This window comes from Streptomyces sp. NPDC012835 (assembly GCF_042900885.1).
GTDB lineage: Bacteria > Actinomycetota > Actinomycetes > Streptomycetales > Streptomycetaceae > Streptomyces.
The window spans coordinates 243,070-263,156 of the sequence record NZ_JBIBBW010000007.1; the positions used below are offsets into that span (position 1 = coordinate 243,070).

Here is a 20,087-nt window from a genome sequence, read left to right on the forward strand (position 1 = left end):
CACTCGCACCGGTCGCCCCCTCCGTGCCGACCAGCACGAGGGGGCACCGTGTCCGCACACAGCGAACACTCGCCCAAGGACCCGACGGAGAACCAGCCGATGCACGACCCGCAACACGAACTCACCACCCCCCAGCAGGAGATGACCACCCACCTGAACAGCGGAGCAAGGTATCCCGTTGGACCGTCCAAGGGCCGGTCCTACGGGGAAGCCTCCGCCCCGAGGGTGGCGGAGGGAGGCGGACACCAGGGGGTGCCCGAAGAGGAACAGCCCGCCGACGTCGCGACCGTCGCTGCTGTGCCGCTGCCGCGTGCAGCCGAAGAAGCCGCCCTGCGGCGCGTCGCCCGCCGTCGCAAGCCCGACCCGAACGGCCAGCGCAAGAAGCGGGTCGATGCCCGCTACAGCGCTGATGAGAAGGTCGCCATCCTCGCCAAGGCCAGGTCGCTGAACATCAGCGGCGCCCACTACGTCGCCGTCGTCACCCTCGCCCACGTCCACGGAGACCTCACCGTGCCAGGCCAGCGCACCCAACTCGACGACTACATAGACGAGATCAACGCCCTGCGCCGCGAGGCAGGCCAGGCCGGCAACAACATCAATCAGATCGCCAAGAAGCTCAACGGCGGCGGCCACCCACAACCTGTGGACACCGCCTTGCTCACCCAGGCCGCACAGACCTGGGCCGCCATCGGCACTGCCGTCGAGCAGATCGCGCAGGCTGCCAACCAGGCAGTCCGCCACAAGGCAGCCTGATGATCGCGAAGATCAAGAACGGCCAGAGTACGGCCGGCCTCCTCCACTACCTCTTCGACACCCGCAAGAAGGGCCACACCGACCCGCGCCTGGTCGCCGCCTGGGAGAGCTTCGCCCCCGACCCCGGCCGCGCCACCGACGCGAACGCCACGAGGCGGCGCCTGGTCGCGGACCTCGACCTGCACGTCAAACAGGCCGACAGGCTCGGCCGCGCCCCCGAGAGGCACGTGTGGCACTGCTCGGTCCGCGCCGCCGAGACCGACCGCATCCTCAGCGACGAGGAGTGGGCCGACATCGCGCGCCGTGTGGTCGCCGCCACCGGCATCGCCCCCGACGGTGATTCGGACGGCTGCCGCTGGGTCGCCGTCCGCCACGCTCCGGACCATATCCACATCGCGGCCACCAAGGTACGGGCCGACCTGCGCACCGCACGCCACTGGAACGACTACCTCACCGCCGACCGCGAACTCGCCACCATCGCGACGGAATACGACCTCTTCCAGGTCGTGCGCGGCGACCGCACCGCAGCCAAACGGCCCACCCGCGCCGAGCAGGAGAAGGCCAAGCGCGCCGGCCAGACCCGCACCGTCCGGGAGCGGTTGCGCACCACGGTCCGCACCGTCATGGCCGCCGCAACCAGCACAGAGGAGTTCATCAGCCTGCTCCAGCACACCGACCACATCCTGGTCGACGTCAAGCAGTTCCCGTCCGGCGACGTACGCGGCTACACCGTTGCCCTCGAAGGCGACACCAACGCCCGGCAGGAACCGATCTGGTACTCCGGATCCCAACTCGCCCCGGACCTGTCCCTCCCCAAGATCCGAAAGCGCCTCGACGCCACCGAACCACAGAAGAGCACCCGCACAACCAACCCGTGGCACCAGGCCACTGCCGCCGCGGAACGCATCCCCCACCGCCTCGAACACGCTGAGGACGCAGCAGCCCAGGCCCACCTGGCCGCCTTCGGCGAAGCCCTCGACGCCTTGCCCCTCCGCGCACCCCAGACCATTCGCCCCCAGCTGAGGCAGGCAGCCGAGGCATTCGAACGCGCCACCCGCTCCCACGTCCAAGCCGAGCACCAGCACGCCCGCGCCCTACGCGGCGCCGTGCGCGCCATGATCCGCGAACCCGCCCCCAAGGACGGCGCCCTGTTGGCGATGTTCCTCGACGCCGCGATCCTCGCCGTCATCGCTGCCGCCCGCTGGCACCAGCTCCGCCACCACGACCAGCAGGTGGCGGCAGCCCACCAGACCCTCATCCACCTGCAAGCCGCCTACGAGCACACAGCCGTAGCACCGCTGACCGCACTCGCCCAGCGCCGGCCACCCCAGCAAGTGGTGCAGCGCCACATCCTCCTCATCCACCAGACCATGCCGGACCGTGCCAAGCAGGTGGTCAAAGACCCATCCTTCGACGCACTCACAGCCGTGCTCGCGACCGCCGAGAAGGCGGGACACGATCCGAAGCAACTGCTCCAGCAGGCCCTCGACGACGTCCGAAGCCCCGCACGGGTGCTGACCTGGCGCGTCGAGCGACTCAGCGCCAGGCCGGTTCCGAGTGAGCGTGCACATGTGGCACGGATGCGGAGTGCGGCACGGTGGCCGGTCGCGCCGGTCCGACCGACAACGGTTGCGCCGGCCTCCCAGCCGCAGTCTCCACAGGCACGTCGACGTTGATCCCACCCGCTTCGTGTTGGTCACACCCGCTTCCGTACCCGAAGCGGGTGTCAGGCCGCGCACCCCAGCGCATCGTGGGCGAACGCGAGAGCCCGGAACCGAGCTCCCACAGCGTCGGGGCCGCGGAAGGCCAGCGCCCGCAGAGCACTGACCTGTCGCCCCGAGGCCCACAGGCCAGTGGCCGGGGAGAGAAACGGGACGACGGCTACGCCCAGCTCGGTGAAGGGGGCGTGGTCCAGGTAGGTCATGCCGCCGGTGCCGCACAGGTACGCGCGTGCGCCGGTGGCGTCGGCCAGGTCGGCCAGCCGCTCGGACCGACCCGTGCGTGCGGGCAGGGCGCTGCTGGTGAAGATCTGTCCCCGCCAGCCGAGCAGTTCGAGCAGGACGCGAGTCGAGGCCGTGGCGACCGGCGCGACCCTTCCTGTGTCGAACGCATTCCAGACCGGCTGAAGGGCACGGTCAAGTGCGGGCCAGTGAGGACTGGTCCCGTACTGCTGGCGCAGGATCGATGAGGCTCTGCGTCGGGCCGCGGCAGGGTCGGCGATCAGGGTGTCTCTGATGAGGGTGGCGCGCCCGGAGGGGCGGTGAGTGGGGATGGTCAGCCACCGGTTCGGGCCAAGGCCGTCGAGTGTGGCGATGCGGGCGCGATGCTGGTAGTCGCGGCGGGCTAACTGCACGTCGTCCAGGACGATCCAGTGGTCCGCCGCGAACAGCTTGGCCAGCGTGGTCAGCCGGGGCATGAAGTTGGGCTGGTGGATGGCGCACAGGCTGCCCGGGGAGGAGAGTTCAGGAAGCGATGAGGCGGCTGGTGAAGCCAGCGTGGATGAGGGATTCGTACGCAGCATGCACGTCCTCCGGGACCTCCTGCTCGATGGCGAACCCGAGCTTCGGATACTCGATCACCCGCTGGAGATCGCCGACGAGCATGTCCACCACGAGCTTCTCGTCGCCGATGGACTTGAGGTAGTCGTCGAACTCCAGGGTTTCCGAGGCGCACACCATCTCGGCCTCGGGCCACAGCTTGCGGGCGGTGGCGTACGACCGCCGTTCCATGTAGGGCTTGGAGACCAGCAGCACCTTCTCCGGGGTAATGCCGGCGTCGGCCAGGACCTCGCGGGCGAGGGTGATGTTCTGCCCGGTGTTCGCGGCGTGGGGCTCCAGCAGAATCGCGGAGGCGGGGACGTCAAGATCGATGGCGTGCTCGCGGAAGTGGACCGCTTCGCCGCGTGGGAAGACCTTGGCGGTGGTCGGGCTGTTGCCGCCGGTGAAGACCAGCGTGGGGAAGAGACCCGCGTGGTACAGCTCGGCGGCGCGCGTGGCCACTCCCAGGTCGTGGCTGCCCAGGCCGATCGCCACGTCCACGGGGTGGGCCTGGTGGTGCATCTGGTGGTAGTCCCAGATCGCCTTGGCCTGGTGCCACTGGTCTTCGGTGATGGCCTGCTGGTTGTCACTCACGCGTTCGTCTCCCTGATCACCGTCGGCGAGGCCCCGGGCGGCCCCTCACTGCTGGCCTTGACGCTCTCGATACTGCGCATTTGGTGCACGAGGCCGTACTGCGCGGCCGTCCGAGCGGCCTGACCGAGAACGCGTAGCCCATCATCGCGGGTCGCCGCGTCGGAGAGCAGGATGTGGCCGTGAGCGGTGTCCAGTCGTACGCGTTGCATCGGTGAGTCGGTGCTCCCGCTGCTTCGGGCGATGTCGATGAAGTGCAGGGCCTGGGTGAGGTCGCCGACGCCCCGGCGGGCCAGTGCGAGCTTCTGATGGGCCACCGACCAGTCGTCGGGTTCGGTGAGGTCTTCGAATTCACGGGTCGCGGCCTGCATTACGCGGGTTGCCTAGTCGTGGTTGCCGTCCTTGCTGAGTGCGGTGCCCACCCACAGGCGGGCTCTGGCCCGGTCACGGCGAGAGAGCCGGTCGTCGACGGCGAGCGTCTCGTACGTACGGGCCGACGCCTCCAGGTCACTGGACATCTCCGCGACGACCGCGAGGGACAGATCGAGCTGGGCGACGCGGCGGGGGATGTCGAGCTGGGTGAAGATCGAGCGCGCGCCCGCGTAGGAGTGGCGGGCGGACAGTGGTCCGAGCACGGCGCCCTGATCGCGCTTGAGGTCTCCGAGTAACGCGGTGGAGCGGGCGTAGAGGTACAGGCCCTTGTCGTCGAGTTCGGCGGCCGTGAAACGGTTGAGCCATCGGCCCAGCAGGCTGTCGGCGAAGGTGAAGTTCTGCCGGGACAAGGCGACGACGGCACGGTCCAGGTCGTCGGTCCACGACTCGTACTCCCAGGCTCTGGGCCCGGCAGCCGTCACCCGGCGCCCGGCTGCCAACTGCCCGGGGCCGGCCATTTCCGACAGGAGCGTTTCGAAGCGCAGGTGCACGGAGGCATCGGCCAGGCCGAGCGCGGTGTCGAGAATGGCCTGGGTGTCGGGGCGGGGCTCGGTCGCGGACCGGAGCTCTTCCCACTTGGAGATGGTCGCGACGGCGAGACCAAGGCGCTCGGCGAAAGCCCGCACGCTCAGGCGGAGGGCGAGCCGCAACGCTCTGGCCTCCAGGCCGGTCCAGTGGTGCACGGTCGCCACGCGTCGCTCCCTTCCAGCAGCCATGGAAGCAGAAGCGTCCAGGTGGTGGGGCGGAAGTGGAACGCAAGTAGGACAGCCGCTGATTCCCTGCACGTTCGGACACGACGACGCTGAAGAGGTCACTCTTTCGTCGAGTCCCTTTGGACGGTCACCAACATGGAACTCCTTACCGAGCACCGCCCGGTCAACGGGCCCGTCGTCTACGGCTTCCTGCGCCTGGTCGGGGTCTCCGTAGCTCGTCAAACGGCATTACGGGCGTCACTGACGGAGTACTGCCGGATCCATGAACTGCAGCTCTCCGGCGTTTTCAAGGACAGGTGCGCGACGACCGGCCCGACTTCCACCGCCTTCACCGGTCTGCTGGACGCGCTGGCCCTTCCCGACGTCTACGGCGTCATCGCCCCCGCCTTGTCCCACCTGGGTCGGAAGCACCTCGCCGCCGACCGCACGCGCCGTATCGAGGCCACCGGCGCCCGCCTGCTGCTGGCCCGCCGTCCCCGCATCGGGCACGTCCACGTGTCTCGTCACCAGACCGCCCACCGCCGCTTCCCCGCACCACTTCTCCTCCTGAGCACGGAGTCATGAGGCACTCCATGCCCGAGTCGCTTCAGCAGTTCTTCGAGGCCCGACACCAGTCCGTACGCAAAGCACGGGAGTTCGCCACCAGAGCGCTGGACGGCTGGGGCCTGACGAGCCGCACCGAGGACATCCGCCTGTGCGTCTCCGAACTCGCCACGAACGCCGTCCTCCACGGCACCGCCCGCGGGCACGGCTTCCTCGTCCGGCTCGACATCGACGACAACTGCGTACGCCTGGAAGTGCACGACAGCCGTCGCCAGCAGCCCGTCGTACGCGAGCCGGCCGCCACAGACATCTCCGGGAGGGGCCTGACGTTGGTGGCCGCGCTGTCGGACGAGTGGGGAGTGAGAGACCGTACGCCGCTCGGGAAGGTCATCTGGTCCTGCTTCAAGACCGCAGGCGACGCCGCACAGTCGATCGGCCCTCCCGTCCCAAATCGCGACGACCGCCCTCTGGAGGTCCGATGACCATAACCGGCACACCGGATCGGGCGGCGTCTGCCGCGTCAAGCACGCGTCTCGTGGCCAGCCCATTCCTCGCCCAGCACCTCCTTCTTCAGCCAGGCCGAGCGGTCGGTGTGCACATTCCTGGGATCCGCTACGAGGAGCTGCGCGCCGCGAGTCACGTCGGAGACCCTCTGCCGGCCTGGCTTGTTGATGCCGCGCGGCAGGCGCGGGGCATCGAGCTGCCTGACGGGCGGGTCGGCGATTTCGTCCTTGTTCGCGAGCGTTCGCCGTACGGGTACGCGAAGGCATCCTGGGAGATCAACCTCGGCTGTGACTACGACTGCGAGTTCTGCTACCTCGGCGAGAAGCGTTTCGAGGGCCTGGACTGGGCGGGCAAGCAGCAGCTCCTGCGGACGATGCGCGACGCGGGCGTGCTCTGGCTGCAGATCACGGGCGGTGAGGCACTGATCGACCGCGAGTTCGGCGCGGCATACGAGTACGCCCACCAGCTCGGGATGATGGTGCAGGTCTCCTCGAACGGCTCGTCCCTGCGCAAGCCGCCGATCCGCGGGCTGTTCGCACGCCATCGCCCCTACCGGCTCACGCTCAGCGTCTACGGCGCGACCGCGGACACGTACGACAAGGTCACTCGCAACCGCGGCGCGTTCGGCCGGTTCATCCAGGGTCTGGACGCCGCCCACCAGGACCGGCTGCCGGTCCGGCTGAACGTGATCGTGTCGGACGACAACGCCCATGAGGTCGACGCGATGGTGGCTCTGTGTGAGCGCTACGGCTTCCCGCACCAGGTCTTCACGAACATGTCGCCGACGATCGACGGCGAGGCGAACCCGCTGGCGACGCAGGCCGAGGGCCACATCAAGGCCCGGAGCGTCTTCACCGGCTGCAATGCCGGCCGGACGTTCTTCCACGTCAACCCGCACGGCATCGCGTCCGTCTGCAAGGTCGGCCGCGACCCGAGCGTGAACCTCGTGACCGAGGGCGTCGCCGCCCTCACCCGGCTCGGCGCCATCGCCGAATCCCTACAGCTCCGCATCGGTGGATGCTCCGGCTGCACGAAGGTCGGCACCTGCCGTACCTGCCGGCCGCTGGCCAAGCTCTACCAGGAGGCGGGGGACCGACGAGAGCTCTACTGCCAACACGGAGGCTACGGATCATGACTCCACCCACCACAACCCTCACCCCGCCGCGCGAACCGGTGCTGCTCACCATCGGACGGCGCCCCACCGATGGTGCAACCGGCGCCCTGCCCGTGCCACTGCCGGCCGCAGCCATCCGCGACGACGAGGTCCAGATCATCGCCGACCTGGACGAGGCCGCCGAAGGCGCCGAGTGCAGCTGCTCGGCCGGAGACGACCAGCCGTACTAGATACACCGCAGGCGGGCGCCGCACCGCTCGCGTACGCACCCTCTGAGTGCCGCCCCGGTCATACCCTGGCTGGGGCGGCACTCCCTTGTCTCCGAGCCCCATGAGGAACCGCGCGTGTCCATGTCTCGCATTCCCTTCGATCAGCTTCCTGCCGACGTCCGCCAAGCTGTCACCGACAAGACCGGCGCCGTGCATCAGGCGGTGACCATGACCGGCGGCATGAACTCCGCTGTCGCCTCCGTCCTGGAGACTGAGAGCGGCAGCGTTTTCGTGAAGGGCATCGCGAGTGATCATCCGCAGGTCGCAGCACAGCGCCGCGAGGCGGAGATCGCCCCCCATCTGCCCACGTCCTGTCCCCGCCTGTACTGGCACCTGGAAGTCGGTGGATGGAGCCTTCTCGGATACGAGGTCCTGAGCGGTCGCCACGCCGACTACAGGCCCGGCTCAGCTGACTTGGTGCTCGTAGAAGCCGCGCTCACCGAACTGCAACGGCTCACTGCTCCGGCCGACATCGAGATCAAGGACGCGGTGGACCGCTGGGCGGACTACGCTCCGCCCGGAACGCTCCAGCACTTCAGCGGCAACACCCTGCTGCACACCGACTTCGCACCGCACAACGTCCTGATCGCCGACGGGCGTGCCCGCCTCATCGACTGGGCGTGGCCAACGCGCGGTGCGGCGTGGATCGATCCAGGCGCCTTGTCGCTGAGGCTGATGGACGCCGGCCACCCGGCGGAGGACGCGATCGTGTTCGCAGGCCGCTTCCCGTCGTGGCGGAACACCGATCCGGAGGTGCTGACGGCATTCGGTTCCGCATCTGCGGCGCTGTGGCGGGAGATCGCCGAGGAGGACCCAACGCCCTGGAAGCAGGGGATGGCCAAGCGGGCCGCTGCGTTCAGGCTCGTACTCCTCAGAGAGGCATAGGCCCAGCAACAGTAGAGGGGTCGACGTTCGTCAGCGATAGACGTCCCACTGCGAAAAGACCGAGACGGGCGCCGGCGCCTGCTTCTATCTTCAGACTATGACCGTCACCGCACGGCGGGATCTGGTGAGCCCCGCGACCCGCAACGCCTTTCGTTCTCTGGCCACGGACCTGACCATCCGCATCGTGGCCGAGCTGTGGGAGGACCACGGGTTCGCTCCCATCCCCCCAGACGAGCTGAAGTATCAGGACTCGGGCCAGCGTCGAACCGAGTTCATGCTCTACGCGGAAGGTGTCGACTGGTCAGACTCGAACCAGGTGCGGCGTGCGCTCCTGGTCTTCGAGGACTTCATTCGCGCGTACCGCGACCCGGGCGATCAGGGCACACCAAAGTGGTTGGACGACATCAGGGTGCGCCTGGAACGGGACGGCTTCGCTCTCGATCAGGAAGGCAGGATCTCTTGGTCCAACCCGCCGGTGCTGGTCCGTGATCTGAGCGGCCTGAGCGACGCCTCAGGCATCACGATCGAGCTGGAGCGTATCCGCAGAGACCAAACCACAGATCCCCACGGTGCCATTGGCGCAGCCAAGCAGCTCATCGAGGCAACCGCGAAGACGGCTCTCAACGAACTCGGCGTCAAGGTCGACAAGAACGCCGCACTTCCCGCTCTGATCAGCACTGTCCAGAAGGCGCTGAGGCTTGATGCCGGCTCGGCGCCTGACGGACCAGACGGCAGCAAGGCCGTGAAGAAGATCCTTTCGGGCTCGGTGAACATCGCCGTCGGAGTCGCCGAACTACGCAACCAGGGTTTCGGCAGCGGTCACGGCCAGGCGAGCGCACCGTCCGGGCTTGGAGTGCGCCACGCCCGACTCACGGTCAACGCTGCCGTCACCTGGTGCGAGCTGATCCTCGACACCCTGTCGGACCCCACCGCGCCGTGGCGCAAGGCCAGGGCCTAGCCGCCTCGCCCTTATAGGTGCCGCCTCGCTTGCCGGACCCTGCGAACTTGCTTCCGCAATGCAACTTGCAGGCGAGGTGCCGATGCCCTCCGTGGACAGGAAGCCTGCAGGCCGGGCACACCCTCGTCGGCGGGGCTGCGGAGAAGGCCCTGGTGCTGGATGTCGGACACGGCCCAAGTGGATCCCCGGACCTTTACGATCTGTCCCGGCTCTGGGACTAGGGGAAGGGCCGTCGCGTTCGGAGTACTTCTCGCTGATCCTCGCGGATACTCCGTCGCAGTCGCCACCTGGGCAGACTCCCTCACCTACGCCGTCATTATCTCGAAGTCCGATCTTCCCAGTGCATGGCGCTACTGCTAGGCCAAGGGAGATCACGGAGTCGCCAATATGTCCGACCTCGGATACCCCCCCTGCAAGTCACTAGGAATCGCGCACGTTGCACGGCGGTCTTGCAATGGCTCACCCCGCAGTGGGGCGACTCCCAATAGGGCCGGAGCGGTCCCGGGCGGCCATTTAGTATGCGTCGACGCGGCTGCCGATCAGCCTGCGGTGGAACGAACAATTCCTCCACGCGTGACAGCGCGCGAAAGCCGCCACTGGTAGACGGCGACGCCCTCGCAATGCTGCCTCTGCACAAGTCACACATGATCCCTATGAATCTTCCCGTCGTCACTCAGTCCCAAATCGACAGAGTGCACTCCGCCGTAGCGACCGGAAAAAACCAACTTGCCCTGCACGACCGTAGGCTGTCCCCGTTCCCCCTCTTCCCACAGGTGGCATGGGGTCGAACCGAGCCTAACGCCCGTGCCCAAATCGAGCGCAATAAGTCGCCCACCACGGTGGGCCACGTACACGATGTCCTCAACCACGATGGGGGCCGTCGTGAAATCTCCGCGTTCCTCGAAGCACCACCGTTCGGTACCAGTTGCTGCGTCAAGGGCCGTGAGCACGTGCGGCGCGCTTACCACGAGCACAAGGTCCCTTGCGACAACCGGAGCGAGGGGCGTGCGTTGCCTGGTTCTATAGCTCCAATGGCGCCGACGAGGTAAGGAACCGTACGTCTGAAGAATGCCAGAACGATCCAGCACGTGACCCGCTGAACTCGATGCGACAGGCGGAAAGGCTGCGCCGTGGGCCAGTTTCCATCGTCTGGACTCTTCGCCACTTGTGGGATGGACGGCCACCAAGTACTGGACCGATTCGACCTCCTCCAAGAGGTAGAGCATCTGGTCTGAAGCCGCCCAGTGCGGCAAAAGCAAGCCCCGCGGTTCGTAGACCCAGCGCTGCTCTCCGTCGCTCGGGTCCAGGGCCAGGGCACAGCCCTTCGATTGCTGAGTACCGCTGCCTTGACCAGCGGGAGGCCCTGCAAGGACGATCAGGCTGCACGCTGCAATGCGTGCTTGGGTGAGAATCGGCTGCCCCGGGAGAAGGGTCGGCCCGCGCTGGGCCCCGCTCCGGGGGTCGAGGGCAAAGAGCCCCCCATCTTGACCAGGCGCATACAGCACACCCTCAACGAAGGCCATCGTCGCCGGGTCGACACGCAGCCGGACTTCCCAGCGAAGTCTGAGAGTCGGCAGGTTCAGCGCCTTCAAGCGATCAGGTACGGCAGGGAGGAAGAGAGCCTGGTCTCCAGCTGTGGGCACATGCGGCAAGAGAGTCCTGATCCCGCCCATCTGCCTCTTGCCCGTCCGACCGTCGATCAGCGTCAGCCGGTAGTGGTCCCAAATGATGAATGACCCCTGAGTCCAGACGGGATGGTGTGCCTGGTCTGTGAACGAGGGGTTCTTCCAACTGGTCGTCAGGCGCACTCGCCGCGCCCTCGATGGCTTCACCGTCGGCCCATCGCTATCGGCCGGCGTGCGTTCCTCGTCGGGAGTACCCATCACGCGGGCATAGGCATCGATCTCAGCGACGAACTGCTCCACCGTCTCTTTTGACAGTTCAGCGTCGAAGGGAACCTTCACATAGCGAGGCGGCTTAGGAGCTGCCCTCAGAACCTTCGTCAGATTCACCCAGAACAGCCGTCCGGCCTCCATGTCGTAGACGACCCCGATAACAGGGATCGGACGAGTGGACCAGTCGCCTGCGTGGCTTCCCACAGGAATCGCGTAGCCGCTGGCCCGCCGGTATTTACTCGACCGTCCGCCAGCGGTCTTCACCTGCACCGCGATCATGCGGCCGGTCCGCTTCCGGCCGCGGGTGAAGTCAACGATCAGGTCCTCGCCCATGTCGGCGCCGCCGTCGACTGTGTGCACGACATGATCGAGATCTTCCAGCAGCGTCCGCAGGGCATTCACCCCAGCAAGCTCGATCCGGCGTGTGGGTGGGACAGTAGCCACGAATCTCCCTACGCAGTGGAACGGCAAACGACTGTAGCGCCATGTGAGGGAGCGGACCCCCGCGGGCGCCAACCCCGAGCCCCGTGGCCCACCACCAAACCAGGCCACACCGCCCCCTGGCCTCGGGAAGCAACCGCCCACCCAGCTGCCGCCGCGTTCCTTGTCAGCCGGGATGGGTAAAGTCCTCGCCAAACTGGCGATTAAGGGGGAGGCATGGCCATCGGCCACAACCAATACGAATCACTCATGACGCGGCTGAGGGAAGAGATCCCGGGCCTGGCAGATCAGCTGGACGAGGAGGTCCGGCATGGCCGCGTTGTCTCGGCGCAGGACCACCTTCAGGAGGAGGGGCAGTACTACGAGCGGGCAAGCCGTCTTGCTGCGACCAAGCTGCCGGCCCTCGGGCAGGGCGACATCGCTGTTATCCCGTACACGGGTGAGGAACGTCTCCAACTTGTCCGCGAAGCCGTGCTGACTCTGGCCGAGACGATGTATGCCACGCGAAAGTCCGTGCTGGACACCGTCAGGGAACGAGGAATGGGCTCGGGAATCGAATTTGGAGATCCAGAGCTGGAGGTCCCGTCTCAGCTTGATCTGCAGGCTGAGACCGCGCAGGCGTGGGCCGCACTCCAGACGGTACGCGAGCTGCTTGCGGACGGCCAGGATACGTACTCGGAGGCCCTTCAGTGAGCAAAGCCAACCTCGTGCAGGCCATCGAGAAAGCGATCGGTGCTTTGGAGCCGGTCTACCGCAACAGCGCCGACGAGTCTGATCTTTACGAGGCGTCTCTGATGGTGCTATGCCTTGACGCCGTGAAGGATGCGGGAGGAACCACACTCCTCACGCAGGACGGCTCGAACCCGGCCTCCGCGCTCCGTTTCCGGAGGTCGCCGGGCAACCTCTGGTCCGGCGCCTTTACATACGGCCTGATCAGCCTCCCCGGCACCCAAAAGCGGCTCGAGATTCATCTGGGCGTGTACGTCGCCGGCCGATCAAAGGTCGCGCACGAGTGCGACGTAGCGATCATTGAGCAGCGAGAGGCTGAACGTAGTCGGCTGGCCGGGGTGCACCCCAGGAGCCACAAGCTCGTCGCCACGATCGAGGCCAAGCATTACGCCACGTCACCGGGGCTGGGCGTCGGTCGCAGCTTCCTCGGCCTGGCCCAGGAACTAGGGCAGGACAACTGCTCGCTGGTGTATCCGTCACGAAGTTCCACCAACCTCGCGGCACTCATAGCTCACCGTAGGAGCGAGGCGTACGAGCAGCTCCTGCCCGGCGCGCCAGCGGCAGCACGGTTGCGCGCACACCTCGATCAAGCGATCCGCAAGTGGAAGGCCCGCCAGATCTGAGGATCGACCGCGTAGCGCCGTGGCGAGGTACTGGACCTGCCACGGCGCTCAGACTCTTGGATCCCGCCTGGCCACAGAGCTCATCGCTACTCCTCTACCCCAGCTGATTCCCCCGTAGGCGCCTTCTCCCCCTCCCACTCCGTAGAGCAGATCCGCGCCAGATCCAGCACCCGCTCCGACATTCCGCGACTTCGTCCAGCCCCTCCTGCTCGGTCATGCTCCGCCCCCTCCCCGGCCAGCCTCACGATCACTGCTGGACGCAAGTCGGCGACGGGCCCACTTCGCCGGAGGGCATCCACTGCTCCAGCACCTCGTGTACCGCCGCACATGCGCAAACTTGCTGACGCAACGTGACGCACGACCACGGTCCAGACACCACCGCCGCCCAGCGTGGGAGAAATCTGGGAGATGATCTTCTCCCACGGACCTAGCGAGGCCAACCAAGACCACCCCACCCCAAGCCTCCGACCAGGGGGGATTCCCTCCAGGCCCGGTAGTGATCTTGCTCGACCCTCCTTCGGGACGAAGAGGTCGTGGGTTCAATTCCCGCCCCCCGACGGCCTGAAATACCAGGGCAGAGACCTCTTACCCGAATCCGTAAGAGTTTCTGGCATTGCTGCGTGGCGACCGATTCGTGAGCGCCTGACGCTTCTGTCGATCCGCCCCGAGAACCGGTCCATGACGACGGTGCCGGTCTGCCTGGATCGCAGGCCGGATCTGATTCCGGTAGTTCTCCTCGGTCATGGCTGTCCTGGATGCCTGACGAACCGGGTGGGAGCGTACGCCGGTTGACAACCGGCAAAAGCCGGCGCGGCAGAAAGCGCTCCGTCGAGCGTTGGCTGCGGCACTCGGGACGCAAGCGGTATCGGGACCGGTTGTTGTTGCAGGGCACCCTGTTCGTCCCGCGCACCGGGATCTCCTGGGAGCGTCTGCCGCAGGAACTCGGGTTCGGTTCGGGTATGACCTGCCGGCACCGCGTGGCTGAGCGGACCGCGCCGGTGCGCGGCCCTGCCCCCGAGGCCGCTGATGGCTCGCCGCGGTACCGGGCGCTGCTCCGGTCTGGGCACCCGGCGCCGGCTCGTGGAGCGTGCGTTCGCCCACCTGCATGGGTTGCGCGCTGCCTGCGCATCCGCTGGGAGGTACGCGACGACATCCAAGAAGCCGTCTCCCCCCTCGTATGCGCACCGATCTGCCGGCGATAACTGCGCTCTCCCCGTTGGCCGGTCTAGCGAGTGGGAGGAGAGGGCTGCGGGGTGGGGGTGCATTGAGAACCGGCGTACTGGGCGCGTGCCGGGCACGAGGTGACCATCGGAGGCCGAGACGCCCACAAGGCGGAGAAACTCCTGGAAGCGACCGCGGCACTGTTCATCGCGCTGTGGTCGGGCGCGGGAGACGCGCAGGCAATCGCTCCGCCGGCATTCGCGGCCGGGCAGAGATGCCGGGAAGTGGAAGGCCGCACGGGGATTTTCCATGAGGGGTCAGGGGGTCTCGGACGTGCACGTCGACGCATCCGAGGAACGGCTCCGTACGCACCGCACATTCGGGACCAACGTCCTCCGGTTCCGTCCGTGCCGGGACTCCATGGGTATCGCCCGGGCCGGCGAGCGCACGTACCCGAGGCCGGCCGCGGAACAGACATCGCTTCCGCTTCCTGAGCCGACCGACCGTCGGCGTACCGTCACTCCGGCGGTCGCGGCGGTTGCCAGCGCCCTGATCCGAGCTCCTCCAGGAGGTCACGGCCTGCCGCTGTGAAGTGATGGTCCGTACCCAGGCTGCGCTCTCGTCCGGCGACGACCTCGGCCATCAGGGCGACCCCGGCGTCCGTGTGCCCGAGTGAGGCTTGAGTCTGGGCGTGCAGTTGCCGAGCCGCGAGGACGGCGGGGTAACCGGGCCCCAGCACCCGTTGGTAGTCCTCGACGACCTGGCGGATCTCGTCATCGGCCGACTGGTAGTGGCCGAGTACGAACTGGACGCGGGCGTGGTTGTGCCGCGCGCCCAAGGTGACCGCGTGATCGGGCCCCAGGTGCAGGGCACAGGTCCGCGGCAGGGACAGGAGCGTTTCGTCGGACTCGACTTCGGCACGGATCTGCGGTGCGGTGAGCATCGCCAGCAGGCTGACCCGCGACCGCAGGGTCGCAGGATGCCACGGACCCAGCGCACCCTCCCGACCTGCCACGACCGATCGGAGGAGCTCGACAGCTTCTTCGCGTTTGCCGTTGTTGCCGAGTACGAGTTGCAGTCCCTGACCACTGTCCAGAGTGTCGGGGTCGTCGGCACCGAACAGCCTGAGCTGGGTGGAACGGACGCGGCGGAGCAACGGCTCCGCCTCCTCGTACCTTCCGAGCCGGAAGAGCGAACGTCCGGTCCTGGCTCGGGCGGCGAGCACCAGCCGGTGCTCATCGCCGAGCGTCCTGGCCGCGAGGTCACCCGCCGCGCCCGCCGTCTCCCAGGCGGAAAGGTAGTCCCCCGTCCGGTGGAGGGCCGTGGCCAGGCGCGTGGCGACCCCGAGCGCGGCCGCGGTGCCGGAAGGCTCGGCGGTCCTGCGCAGCAGGGCGAGGACATGTGGCGCGAGCAGGCGTAGTCGGGGGTCATGCGGTCCGGCAGTCGGGAGCGCCGGTACGGCCGCGCTCAGCAGCGTGACGGCGGTCGTGTTGAGCGCGATCAGGTCCGCCGGAGGTGTCGCCGCTGCGACAGTGTCGAGAAGCACCCCGTGGCTGTGCGCGCACCGCAGGCCCTCGAGGTCGACGAGTTGGGTCAGCGAGTGGTCGAGCAGTGCCGTCAGCGCGCCCTCGATACGGGCGAGGGGAAGGACCGTGGCGATATCGGGGGAATTGAGCACGGACAGGGGTAATGGCTCGGGTGCCCACCGCGCGAGCAGCCTCAGCAGCGACACCGCCTGTGGGAGCCCGCGCTCCTCGAACGAATCGAGCGTCAACTGCCAGGTCCGGCCCACCAGATGCCGAGGGTCCTCTTCCGTCAAGATATCCGCTCCCTGGTCGATGAGCTCCACGGCTTCGTCCTCTTCGAGCCGTCGCCCGTAGAGGTCCATTGTCCAGGGGTCGATGACCTGGTGGGCCAGAAAACCACCCGCGAGAGTGAGCGCCAGGGGCAGCCGTCCCAGCCGGTCAGCGACCTCTGCCGCCTGTGCCATCGTGCCGCGGTCGGGCGCGAGGTCGCAGAGCACTCGGGCCGCGTCTTCACGTGGAAGCACACCGATGTGCTGCAGCTCGGCCCCGGGCCACCAGCGAGCCGCCGCTCGGCGGGTGGTGACCAGAACAGTGCCGCGTCGGCTGCCGCGGAGCCAGCTGCCGTCGCGGAGGATCGCCGGGTCGTCGGCGTTGTCGAGCACCAGAAGCCAGGGCTCGGCGGACCCGTCCAAGTAGTGCCAGACGAGATCGGCCGCAGGGCGGTGTCCTTGGTGTGCGGCGAGCAGTTCGCCGTCACGGGCGCCTCGGTCGGCTGCGGCCGCGAGCATGCCGGCGCGGATACCGGCCCGGTCGGCGGCGTTGACCCACAGGCCCACTCGGCGGTACTCGAGGGTGGCGATGTCGAAGACCGCCTGCGCGACAGCGGTCTTGCCGCAGCCACCCATGCCGTGCAGGACATACACCTCGGATCCGCGGCCCGATGCGAGACCTTCCCGTAGGCGTGCCAGCACCTCGCTGCGGTCGCGCAGGGCCAGAGGGGTGTGGCCCACCGTAGGCCGGCGAACGGAGTCGGGCCCGCCCACGGTGGCGCGGTGGCCGTCCGCGTAATGATGGTGTTCGGTGATGTGCTGGTCGCTTGTCGTCAGGTACACGCGGCCGTTGTCCTCGGCCCGGCCCTCCATGTCACCGCTCATCGTTCGGTGATGTGCTGGTCCCGCCCGGCCTGATAGACGCGGGCATGTCCGGAGGCCGTGGCACGCTGCACGGGGGCGGGGTCCGCCGCCGGCCTCGGTGGAGCGATCTCGTCCAGCAGGCGGCGCAGTTCCGCGGCCGCCGCCGGCTGCGCGACGAGCAACCGCCGCAGTCTGCCCTGCCATTCCACGCGCACTTCGTTGAGCACTTCCTGGTCGTCAACCGCAGCCGCTGCCATTACTTCCGCCCGCCCCGCGTCCAGTTCGGCGGCGACCGCCTCGGCCCGCTGCGGCTGCGTACGTCGCCACAGCTGCACGAACCCCTCACGGGCCGCCTGCCAGGCGTCGGTCACCATCAACGCGACCAGCGTGGCTCCACCGCCCTGAGCGAGCGAAATGATCTCTGAATCCACGGCTCTCCCCCCTCTCGAACCAGGTGGCTCGGCAACAACTTTAGGTAGGCGAGACCCCGGCGTCGAGGGGCCGCCTTTCCATGCCTGCTACCGGCTCACTTCCGAGAGACCAGGGGCCAGGGGGTGTTCCGGAGTCTGCGCACGGAAAGAGGCGAGAAGTGCAGGACGTCTCCATGTGCCGGGTGGCCTGTTCTTTTCGAAGTCCGTGCGAAATTCTGTCGTGATGTTCGCGCGCGGTGCTAACGTTGATCAAAATCGGACTCCAGACAGAAGAAGGCCGCCGTGACAAGATCTTGGGAAGCGGATCCGGAGACGACATTCTTACGGCGAATCGGAAAATCCCCACAGGAACTGGGGGTCACCTCCGACACCCCCGACTGCCCCGACATGTGGGAGCTGAGCAACGGCGATGTCGCCGTCATCGGGCGGGACTTGTCGAGTTCTCTCGGCGCGAGGCTGCCGGCGGGGGTTTCGATCGGCGCCGATGAGCGGCTCGTCGTGATCCCCAGGAACATGCTCATCGCGGCGAAGCCGGACATTCCCAATGTTTGATTCTTTCCCTCATGGGATCTCGACGCGTCTGGACCGGCCGCACTATCACAAGGAGTATTACAACACTCTCAAGAGTGGGATTGATCACCTTAATAAACTGGAGCGGGGGCAGAATTTCAAGGAGCGCGGCTTCGCCAGCTGGGAGGCATTCGCGGAGGGGCAATGGACCCAGGCGCTTTCACTCATCGAGGAAAGGCGTAATGCCTACGTCCAGCAGGTCGAGGAAGCGGGCCGTCTCGGCATTCTGCAACGTCGCCTCCGCGTGGTGGAATTTCCCGTGACGCCTTATGTTCAGTGGGAGTTGCACGTGCTTCGCCTCCGGGTCGAGGTGGGAGACCGGATTCGGCTGCTCGACGCCGGAACGATCATGGACATCGAGCAGCACCGTCAGGTTCCCGAGGTGGTGATCCTCGGGGACCGGGCCATGTTCGAGGTGCGGTACGACAGCGACGGGAACGCTGCGGGGGCCGACCATTACACCGACCCGGAGCTGATCGCGGAGACCTCGGCGGGCTTCGAGCAGCTCTACGCACGGGGCGAGGACTACGCGGGCTTCTTCGATCGCGAGATCGCGCCGCTGCCGCCACCGCTCCAGAGTTCCTGACCCACAGCCGCCGTCGCCCTCACGCGGGCGTCCGGAACGAACGTGGGCGCCGGAACGGACGCGGCGGTCCCCGCCCGCCGCTCCGGATCGGACCGGGCCACGGGCCCCGGAGTGGCCCGACTGCGGTGGGGCGTGAACCGGACGCGACTCGGACAGCGCGGTGTTCCAAGCCAAACCACCCCTGCCCCTCTTTACTCATTCATGACCAGTGGCCCACAATCGCCCCACCCGGTTGCGTGCCGACTCGGGCGACGACCGCACAACTCCGCACAAGCAGCCGGGATTTCTCTCGATTCGCTGCCTCCAGGAGGGCCACGGTGAAAGTTCGCACCAGAAGCTCAGCGATCATCGGCACCATCTGTCTCGTCGCTTCCCTCACGTTGGCCACGGCGTCGGCCGACGAGGCCGTCGCCCCGCCGCGTCAGGCGGCGGAGGTCACGCTGAAGGAAGTGGCCAGAGCCCAGAATCCGACCGCCGGCGCCGCCGGGCCGGGTGACACCGTCTGGATAGCCGAACGCGCCGGAACGGTAAGGGTCCTGGACGACCAGGGGCTCGGCGAACCCGTCCTCGACCTATCCGGCGAGACCACCACCGACGGCGAGCGCGGGTTGCTGGGGATCGCGTTCGACGAAGGGTTCGCGCACTTCTACGTCTCGTTCACGGACCTGGAGGGCACCAGCACCGTCGACGAGTTCGCCGTGGCGGACGGCAGGATTCAGCCGGACACCCGGCGCACCGTCCTCACCCAGGCGCAGCCGTACTCCAACCACAACGGCGGCGACATCAGGTTCGGGCCCGACGGCTACCTCTACATCGCGTTCGGCGACGGCGGTTCGGGCGGTGACCCGCACGGCAACGGGCAGAACCTCGGCACACTGCTCGGCAAGCTGCTGCGCATCGACCCCGGCGGCGGCGAGCCCTACGCGATCCCGCCGGACAACCCCTTCGTGGACGACCCGAACGCGAAGGACGAGATCTGGGCGTACGGGCTGCGCAACCCGTGGCGGTTCTCCTTCGACGCCGGCACGGGCGACCTGCTGATCGGTGACGTCGGCCAGAGCGACTGGGAGGAGATCGACTGGGCGCCGGGGGACAGCGCGGGCGGCGAGAACTACGGCTGGTCCCAGATGGAGGGCAACCATCCCTTCCGGGGCGGCACGGAGCCCGCGAACCACGTGCCGCCGATCCACGAGTACGACCGCAGCGGGCTGGGCTGCTCGGTGACCGGCGGATACGTCTACCGCGGCGGGGCGATCCCGGACCTGACGGGGCAGTACCTGTTCAGCGACTACTGCGACGGCACCCTCCGCGCCCTGGAGATGGAGAACGGCGAGGTGACCGGCGAGAGCGACCTCGGGGTCAGCGGCGGCCAGGTCATCTCGTTCGTGGAGGACGGTGAGGGCGAGCTGTACGTGCTCGACATCGCCGGCAGCATCTCCCGCGTCGACCCGGCGTAACCGCCGACGGGCGAAGCGTGGGAACGGACGGAGCGCAGAAGTCGACACTCCGGTTCGGGGGCCTGATCCGCGTCGCGGGTCGGGCCTCCGGGTGGTTCGCCCCGAGCCGGCGGGCCGCTGTCCGGTGCCGGAGTACCCGCGACACCGTCGGTCCCCTCGCTCCTCCCGGATTCCGACCGCTCGCACGTGCGTGCGTATCCCCGATCCCCGCCGGGGAGGCTGGATACGATGTGGGG

General features: G+C 67.7%; 18 protein-coding genes and 3 pseudogenes. 15 read left to right on the forward strand and 6 right to left on the reverse strand.

The window, feature by feature from the left end:
- The first annotated feature begins 99 nt into the window (after window positions 1–99).
- Both mobC and ACFY6S_RS26770 read left to right on the forward strand, forming a co-directional pair.
- Entirely contained in the window at window positions 100–753 is a 654-nt protein-coding gene (gene mobC, locus ACFY6S_RS26765) for a plasmid mobilization relaxosome protein MobC (RefSeq protein ID WP_388827739.1), read from the forward strand.
- Complete coding sequence (locus ACFY6S_RS26770) at window positions 753–2,429, forward strand: relaxase/mobilization nuclease domain-containing protein (RefSeq protein ID WP_388827129.1); 1,677 nt, start codon at window positions 753–755, stop codon at window positions 2,427–2,429. Before mobC ends, ACFY6S_RS26770 begins: the two co-directional genes overlap by 1 nt.
- 50 nt (window positions 2,430–2,479) lie before the next feature.
- Here ACFY6S_RS26770 and ACFY6S_RS26775 read toward each other — a convergent pair whose 3' ends face one another.
- From ACFY6S_RS26775 to ACFY6S_RS26785, 3 genes and pseudogenes are all read right to left on the reverse strand, one after another.
- The gene (locus tag ACFY6S_RS26775; RefSeq protein WP_356826891.1) at window positions 2,480–3,169 is read right to left on the reverse strand and encodes a WbqC family protein; all 690 of its coding nucleotides are present in this window, start codon (window positions 3,167–3,169) and stop codon (window positions 2,480–2,482) included.
- A gap of 46 nt (window positions 3,170–3,215) precedes the next feature.
- Window positions 3,216–3,884 (reverse strand): YdcF family protein, encoded by a 669-nt coding sequence (locus ACFY6S_RS26780; RefSeq protein WP_356826212.1) that lies wholly within the window; start codon window positions 3,882–3,884, stop codon window positions 3,216–3,218.
- Window positions 3,881–5,005: pseudogene (locus tag ACFY6S_RS26785) on the reverse strand (hypothetical protein). Before ACFY6S_RS26785 ends, ACFY6S_RS26780 begins: the two are co-directional and overlap by 4 nt.
- Window positions 5,006–5,161: 156 nt before the next feature.
- On the opposite strand from ACFY6S_RS26785, the gene ACFY6S_RS26790 reads away from it, so the two are divergent.
- The 6 genes from ACFY6S_RS26790 (at window position 5,162) to ACFY6S_RS26815 (ending at window position 9,299) form a co-directional block, all read left to right on the forward strand.
- Window positions 5,162–5,590: a hypothetical protein gene (locus ACFY6S_RS26790; protein ID WP_356826216.1), complete on the forward strand. Its 429-nt coding sequence runs from the start codon at window positions 5,162–5,164 to the stop codon at window positions 5,588–5,590.
- An 8-nt stretch (window positions 5,591–5,598) separates the two neighbouring features.
- Window positions 5,599–6,051 (forward strand): ATP-binding protein, encoded by a 453-nt coding sequence (locus ACFY6S_RS26795; protein WP_356826218.1) that lies wholly within the window; start codon window positions 5,599–5,601, stop codon window positions 6,049–6,051.
- A gap of 53 nt (window positions 6,052–6,104) precedes the next feature.
- Entirely contained in the window at window positions 6,105–7,208 is a 1,104-nt protein-coding gene (locus ACFY6S_RS26800) for a radical SAM protein (protein WP_388827124.1), read from the forward strand.
- Entirely contained in the window at window positions 7,205–7,417 is a 213-nt protein-coding gene (locus ACFY6S_RS26805; RefSeq protein WP_356826222.1) for a hypothetical protein, read from the forward strand. Before ACFY6S_RS26800 ends, ACFY6S_RS26805 begins: the two co-directional genes overlap by 4 nt.
- Window positions 7,418–7,537: 120 nt before the next feature.
- Window positions 7,538–8,341, forward strand: coding sequence for an aminoglycoside phosphotransferase (locus ACFY6S_RS26810; protein WP_388827735.1), 804 nt, complete (start codon window positions 7,538–7,540; stop codon window positions 8,339–8,341).
- Between the two features lie 97 nt (window positions 8,342–8,438).
- Window positions 8,439–9,299 carry an abortive infection family protein gene (locus tag ACFY6S_RS26815; protein ID WP_388827121.1) on the forward strand — a complete coding sequence of 287 codons (861 nt, stop codon included), beginning with the start codon at window positions 8,439–8,441 and terminating at the stop codon, window positions 9,297–9,299.
- Between the two features lie 638 nt (window positions 9,300–9,937).
- Here the strand turns inward: ACFY6S_RS26815 and ACFY6S_RS26820 are convergent.
- Window positions 9,938–11,596, reverse strand: a complete 1,659-nt coding sequence (locus tag ACFY6S_RS26820; RefSeq protein ID WP_388827118.1) for a PQQ-binding-like beta-propeller repeat protein — start codon at window positions 11,594–11,596, stop codon at window positions 9,938–9,940.
- 255 nt (window positions 11,597–11,851) lie between these two features.
- Here ACFY6S_RS26820 and ACFY6S_RS26825 point away from each other — a divergent pair, with 255 nt between their 5' ends.
- The 4 genes and pseudogenes from ACFY6S_RS26825 to ACFY6S_RS26840 form a co-directional block, all read left to right on the forward strand.
- Window positions 11,852–12,328, forward strand: a complete 477-nt coding sequence (locus ACFY6S_RS26825; protein ID WP_356826230.1) for a hypothetical protein — start codon at window positions 11,852–11,854, stop codon at window positions 12,326–12,328.
- The gene (locus tag ACFY6S_RS26830) at window positions 12,325–12,987 is read left to right on the forward strand and encodes a hypothetical protein (protein ID WP_356826232.1); all 663 of its coding nucleotides are present in this window, start codon (window positions 12,325–12,327) and stop codon (window positions 12,985–12,987) included. Before ACFY6S_RS26825 ends, ACFY6S_RS26830 begins: the two co-directional genes overlap by 4 nt.
- A 788-nt stretch (window positions 12,988–13,775) precedes the next feature.
- Window positions 13,776–13,973 (forward strand): annotated as a pseudogene (locus ACFY6S_RS26835) (transposase); the annotation flags it as partial.
- A 354-nt stretch (window positions 13,974–14,327) separates the two neighbouring features.
- Window positions 14,328–14,417, forward strand: a pseudogene (locus ACFY6S_RS26840) (NADP oxidoreductase); the annotation flags it as partial.
- A gap of 248 nt (window positions 14,418–14,665) precedes the next feature.
- On the opposite strand, the gene ACFY6S_RS26845 reads toward ACFY6S_RS26840, so the two are convergent.
- Together ACFY6S_RS26845 and ACFY6S_RS26850 are read right to left on the reverse strand one after the other, a co-directional pair.
- A complete protein-coding gene (locus tag ACFY6S_RS26845; RefSeq protein ID WP_388827113.1) occupies window positions 14,666–16,828 on the reverse strand; it encodes a tetratricopeptide repeat protein in 2,163 nt (720 codons plus the stop codon).
- On the reverse strand, window positions 16,825–17,238 hold the full coding sequence (locus ACFY6S_RS26850; protein ID WP_388827110.1) for a hypothetical protein: 414 nt from the start codon (window positions 17,236–17,238) through the stop codon (window positions 16,825–16,827). Before ACFY6S_RS26850 ends, ACFY6S_RS26845 begins: the two co-directional genes overlap by 4 nt.
- 282 nt (window positions 17,239–17,520) lie before the next feature.
- On the opposite strand from ACFY6S_RS26850, the gene ACFY6S_RS26855 reads away from it, so the two are divergent.
- From ACFY6S_RS26855 to ACFY6S_RS26865, 3 genes are all read left to right on the forward strand, one after another.
- Window positions 17,521–17,790, forward strand: a complete 270-nt coding sequence (locus tag ACFY6S_RS26855) for a hypothetical protein (protein WP_388827107.1) — start codon at window positions 17,521–17,523, stop codon at window positions 17,788–17,790.
- Window positions 17,783–18,394 (forward strand): DUF6879 family protein, encoded by a 612-nt coding sequence (locus ACFY6S_RS26860; protein WP_388827104.1) that lies wholly within the window; start codon window positions 17,783–17,785, stop codon window positions 18,392–18,394. Before ACFY6S_RS26855 ends, ACFY6S_RS26860 begins: the two co-directional genes overlap by 8 nt.
- 317 nt (window positions 18,395–18,711) lie before the next feature.
- Window positions 18,712–19,851: a PQQ-dependent sugar dehydrogenase gene (locus ACFY6S_RS26865; protein ID WP_388827101.1), complete on the forward strand. Its 1,140-nt coding sequence runs from the start codon at window positions 18,712–18,714 to the stop codon at window positions 19,849–19,851.
- The last annotated feature ends 236 nt before the right edge of the window (window positions 19,852–20,087 follow it).

Excerpts from the sequence above, each read along its gene's own strand:
- mobC (WP_388827739.1), top strand. The coding sequence starts at position 100 with ATGCACGACCCGCAACACGAACTCACCACCCCCCAGCAGGAGATGACC.
- ACFY6S_RS26770 (WP_388827129.1), top strand. The coding sequence starts at position 753 with ATGATCGCGAAGATCAAGAACGGCCAGAGTACGGCCGGCCTCCTCCAC.
- ACFY6S_RS26775 (WP_356826891.1), bottom strand. The coding sequence starts at position 3,169 with ATGCCCCGGCTGACCACGCTGGCCAAGCTGTTCGCGGCGGACCACTGG.
- ACFY6S_RS26790 (WP_356826216.1), top strand. The coding sequence starts at position 5,162 with ATGGAACTCCTTACCGAGCACCGCCCGGTCAACGGGCCCGTCGTCTAC.
- ACFY6S_RS26795 (WP_356826218.1), top strand. The coding sequence starts at position 5,599 with ATGCCCGAGTCGCTTCAGCAGTTCTTCGAGGCCCGACACCAGTCCGTA.
- ACFY6S_RS26805 (WP_356826222.1), top strand. The coding sequence starts at position 7,205 with ATGACTCCACCCACCACAACCCTCACCCCGCCGCGCGAACCGGTGCTG.
- ACFY6S_RS26810 (WP_388827735.1), top strand. The coding sequence starts at position 7,538 with ATGTCTCGCATTCCCTTCGATCAGCTTCCTGCCGACGTCCGCCAAGCT.
- ACFY6S_RS26815 (WP_388827121.1), top strand. The coding sequence starts at position 8,439 with ATGACCGTCACCGCACGGCGGGATCTGGTGAGCCCCGCGACCCGCAAC.
- ACFY6S_RS26825 (WP_356826230.1), top strand. The coding sequence starts at position 11,852 with ATGGCCATCGGCCACAACCAATACGAATCACTCATGACGCGGCTGAGG.
- ACFY6S_RS26845 (WP_388827113.1), bottom strand. The coding sequence starts at position 16,828 with ATGAGCGGTGACATGGAGGGCCGGGCCGAGGACAACGGCCGCGTGTAC.
- ACFY6S_RS26860 (WP_388827104.1), top strand. The coding sequence starts at position 17,783 with ATGTTTGATTCTTTCCCTCATGGGATCTCGACGCGTCTGGACCGGCCG.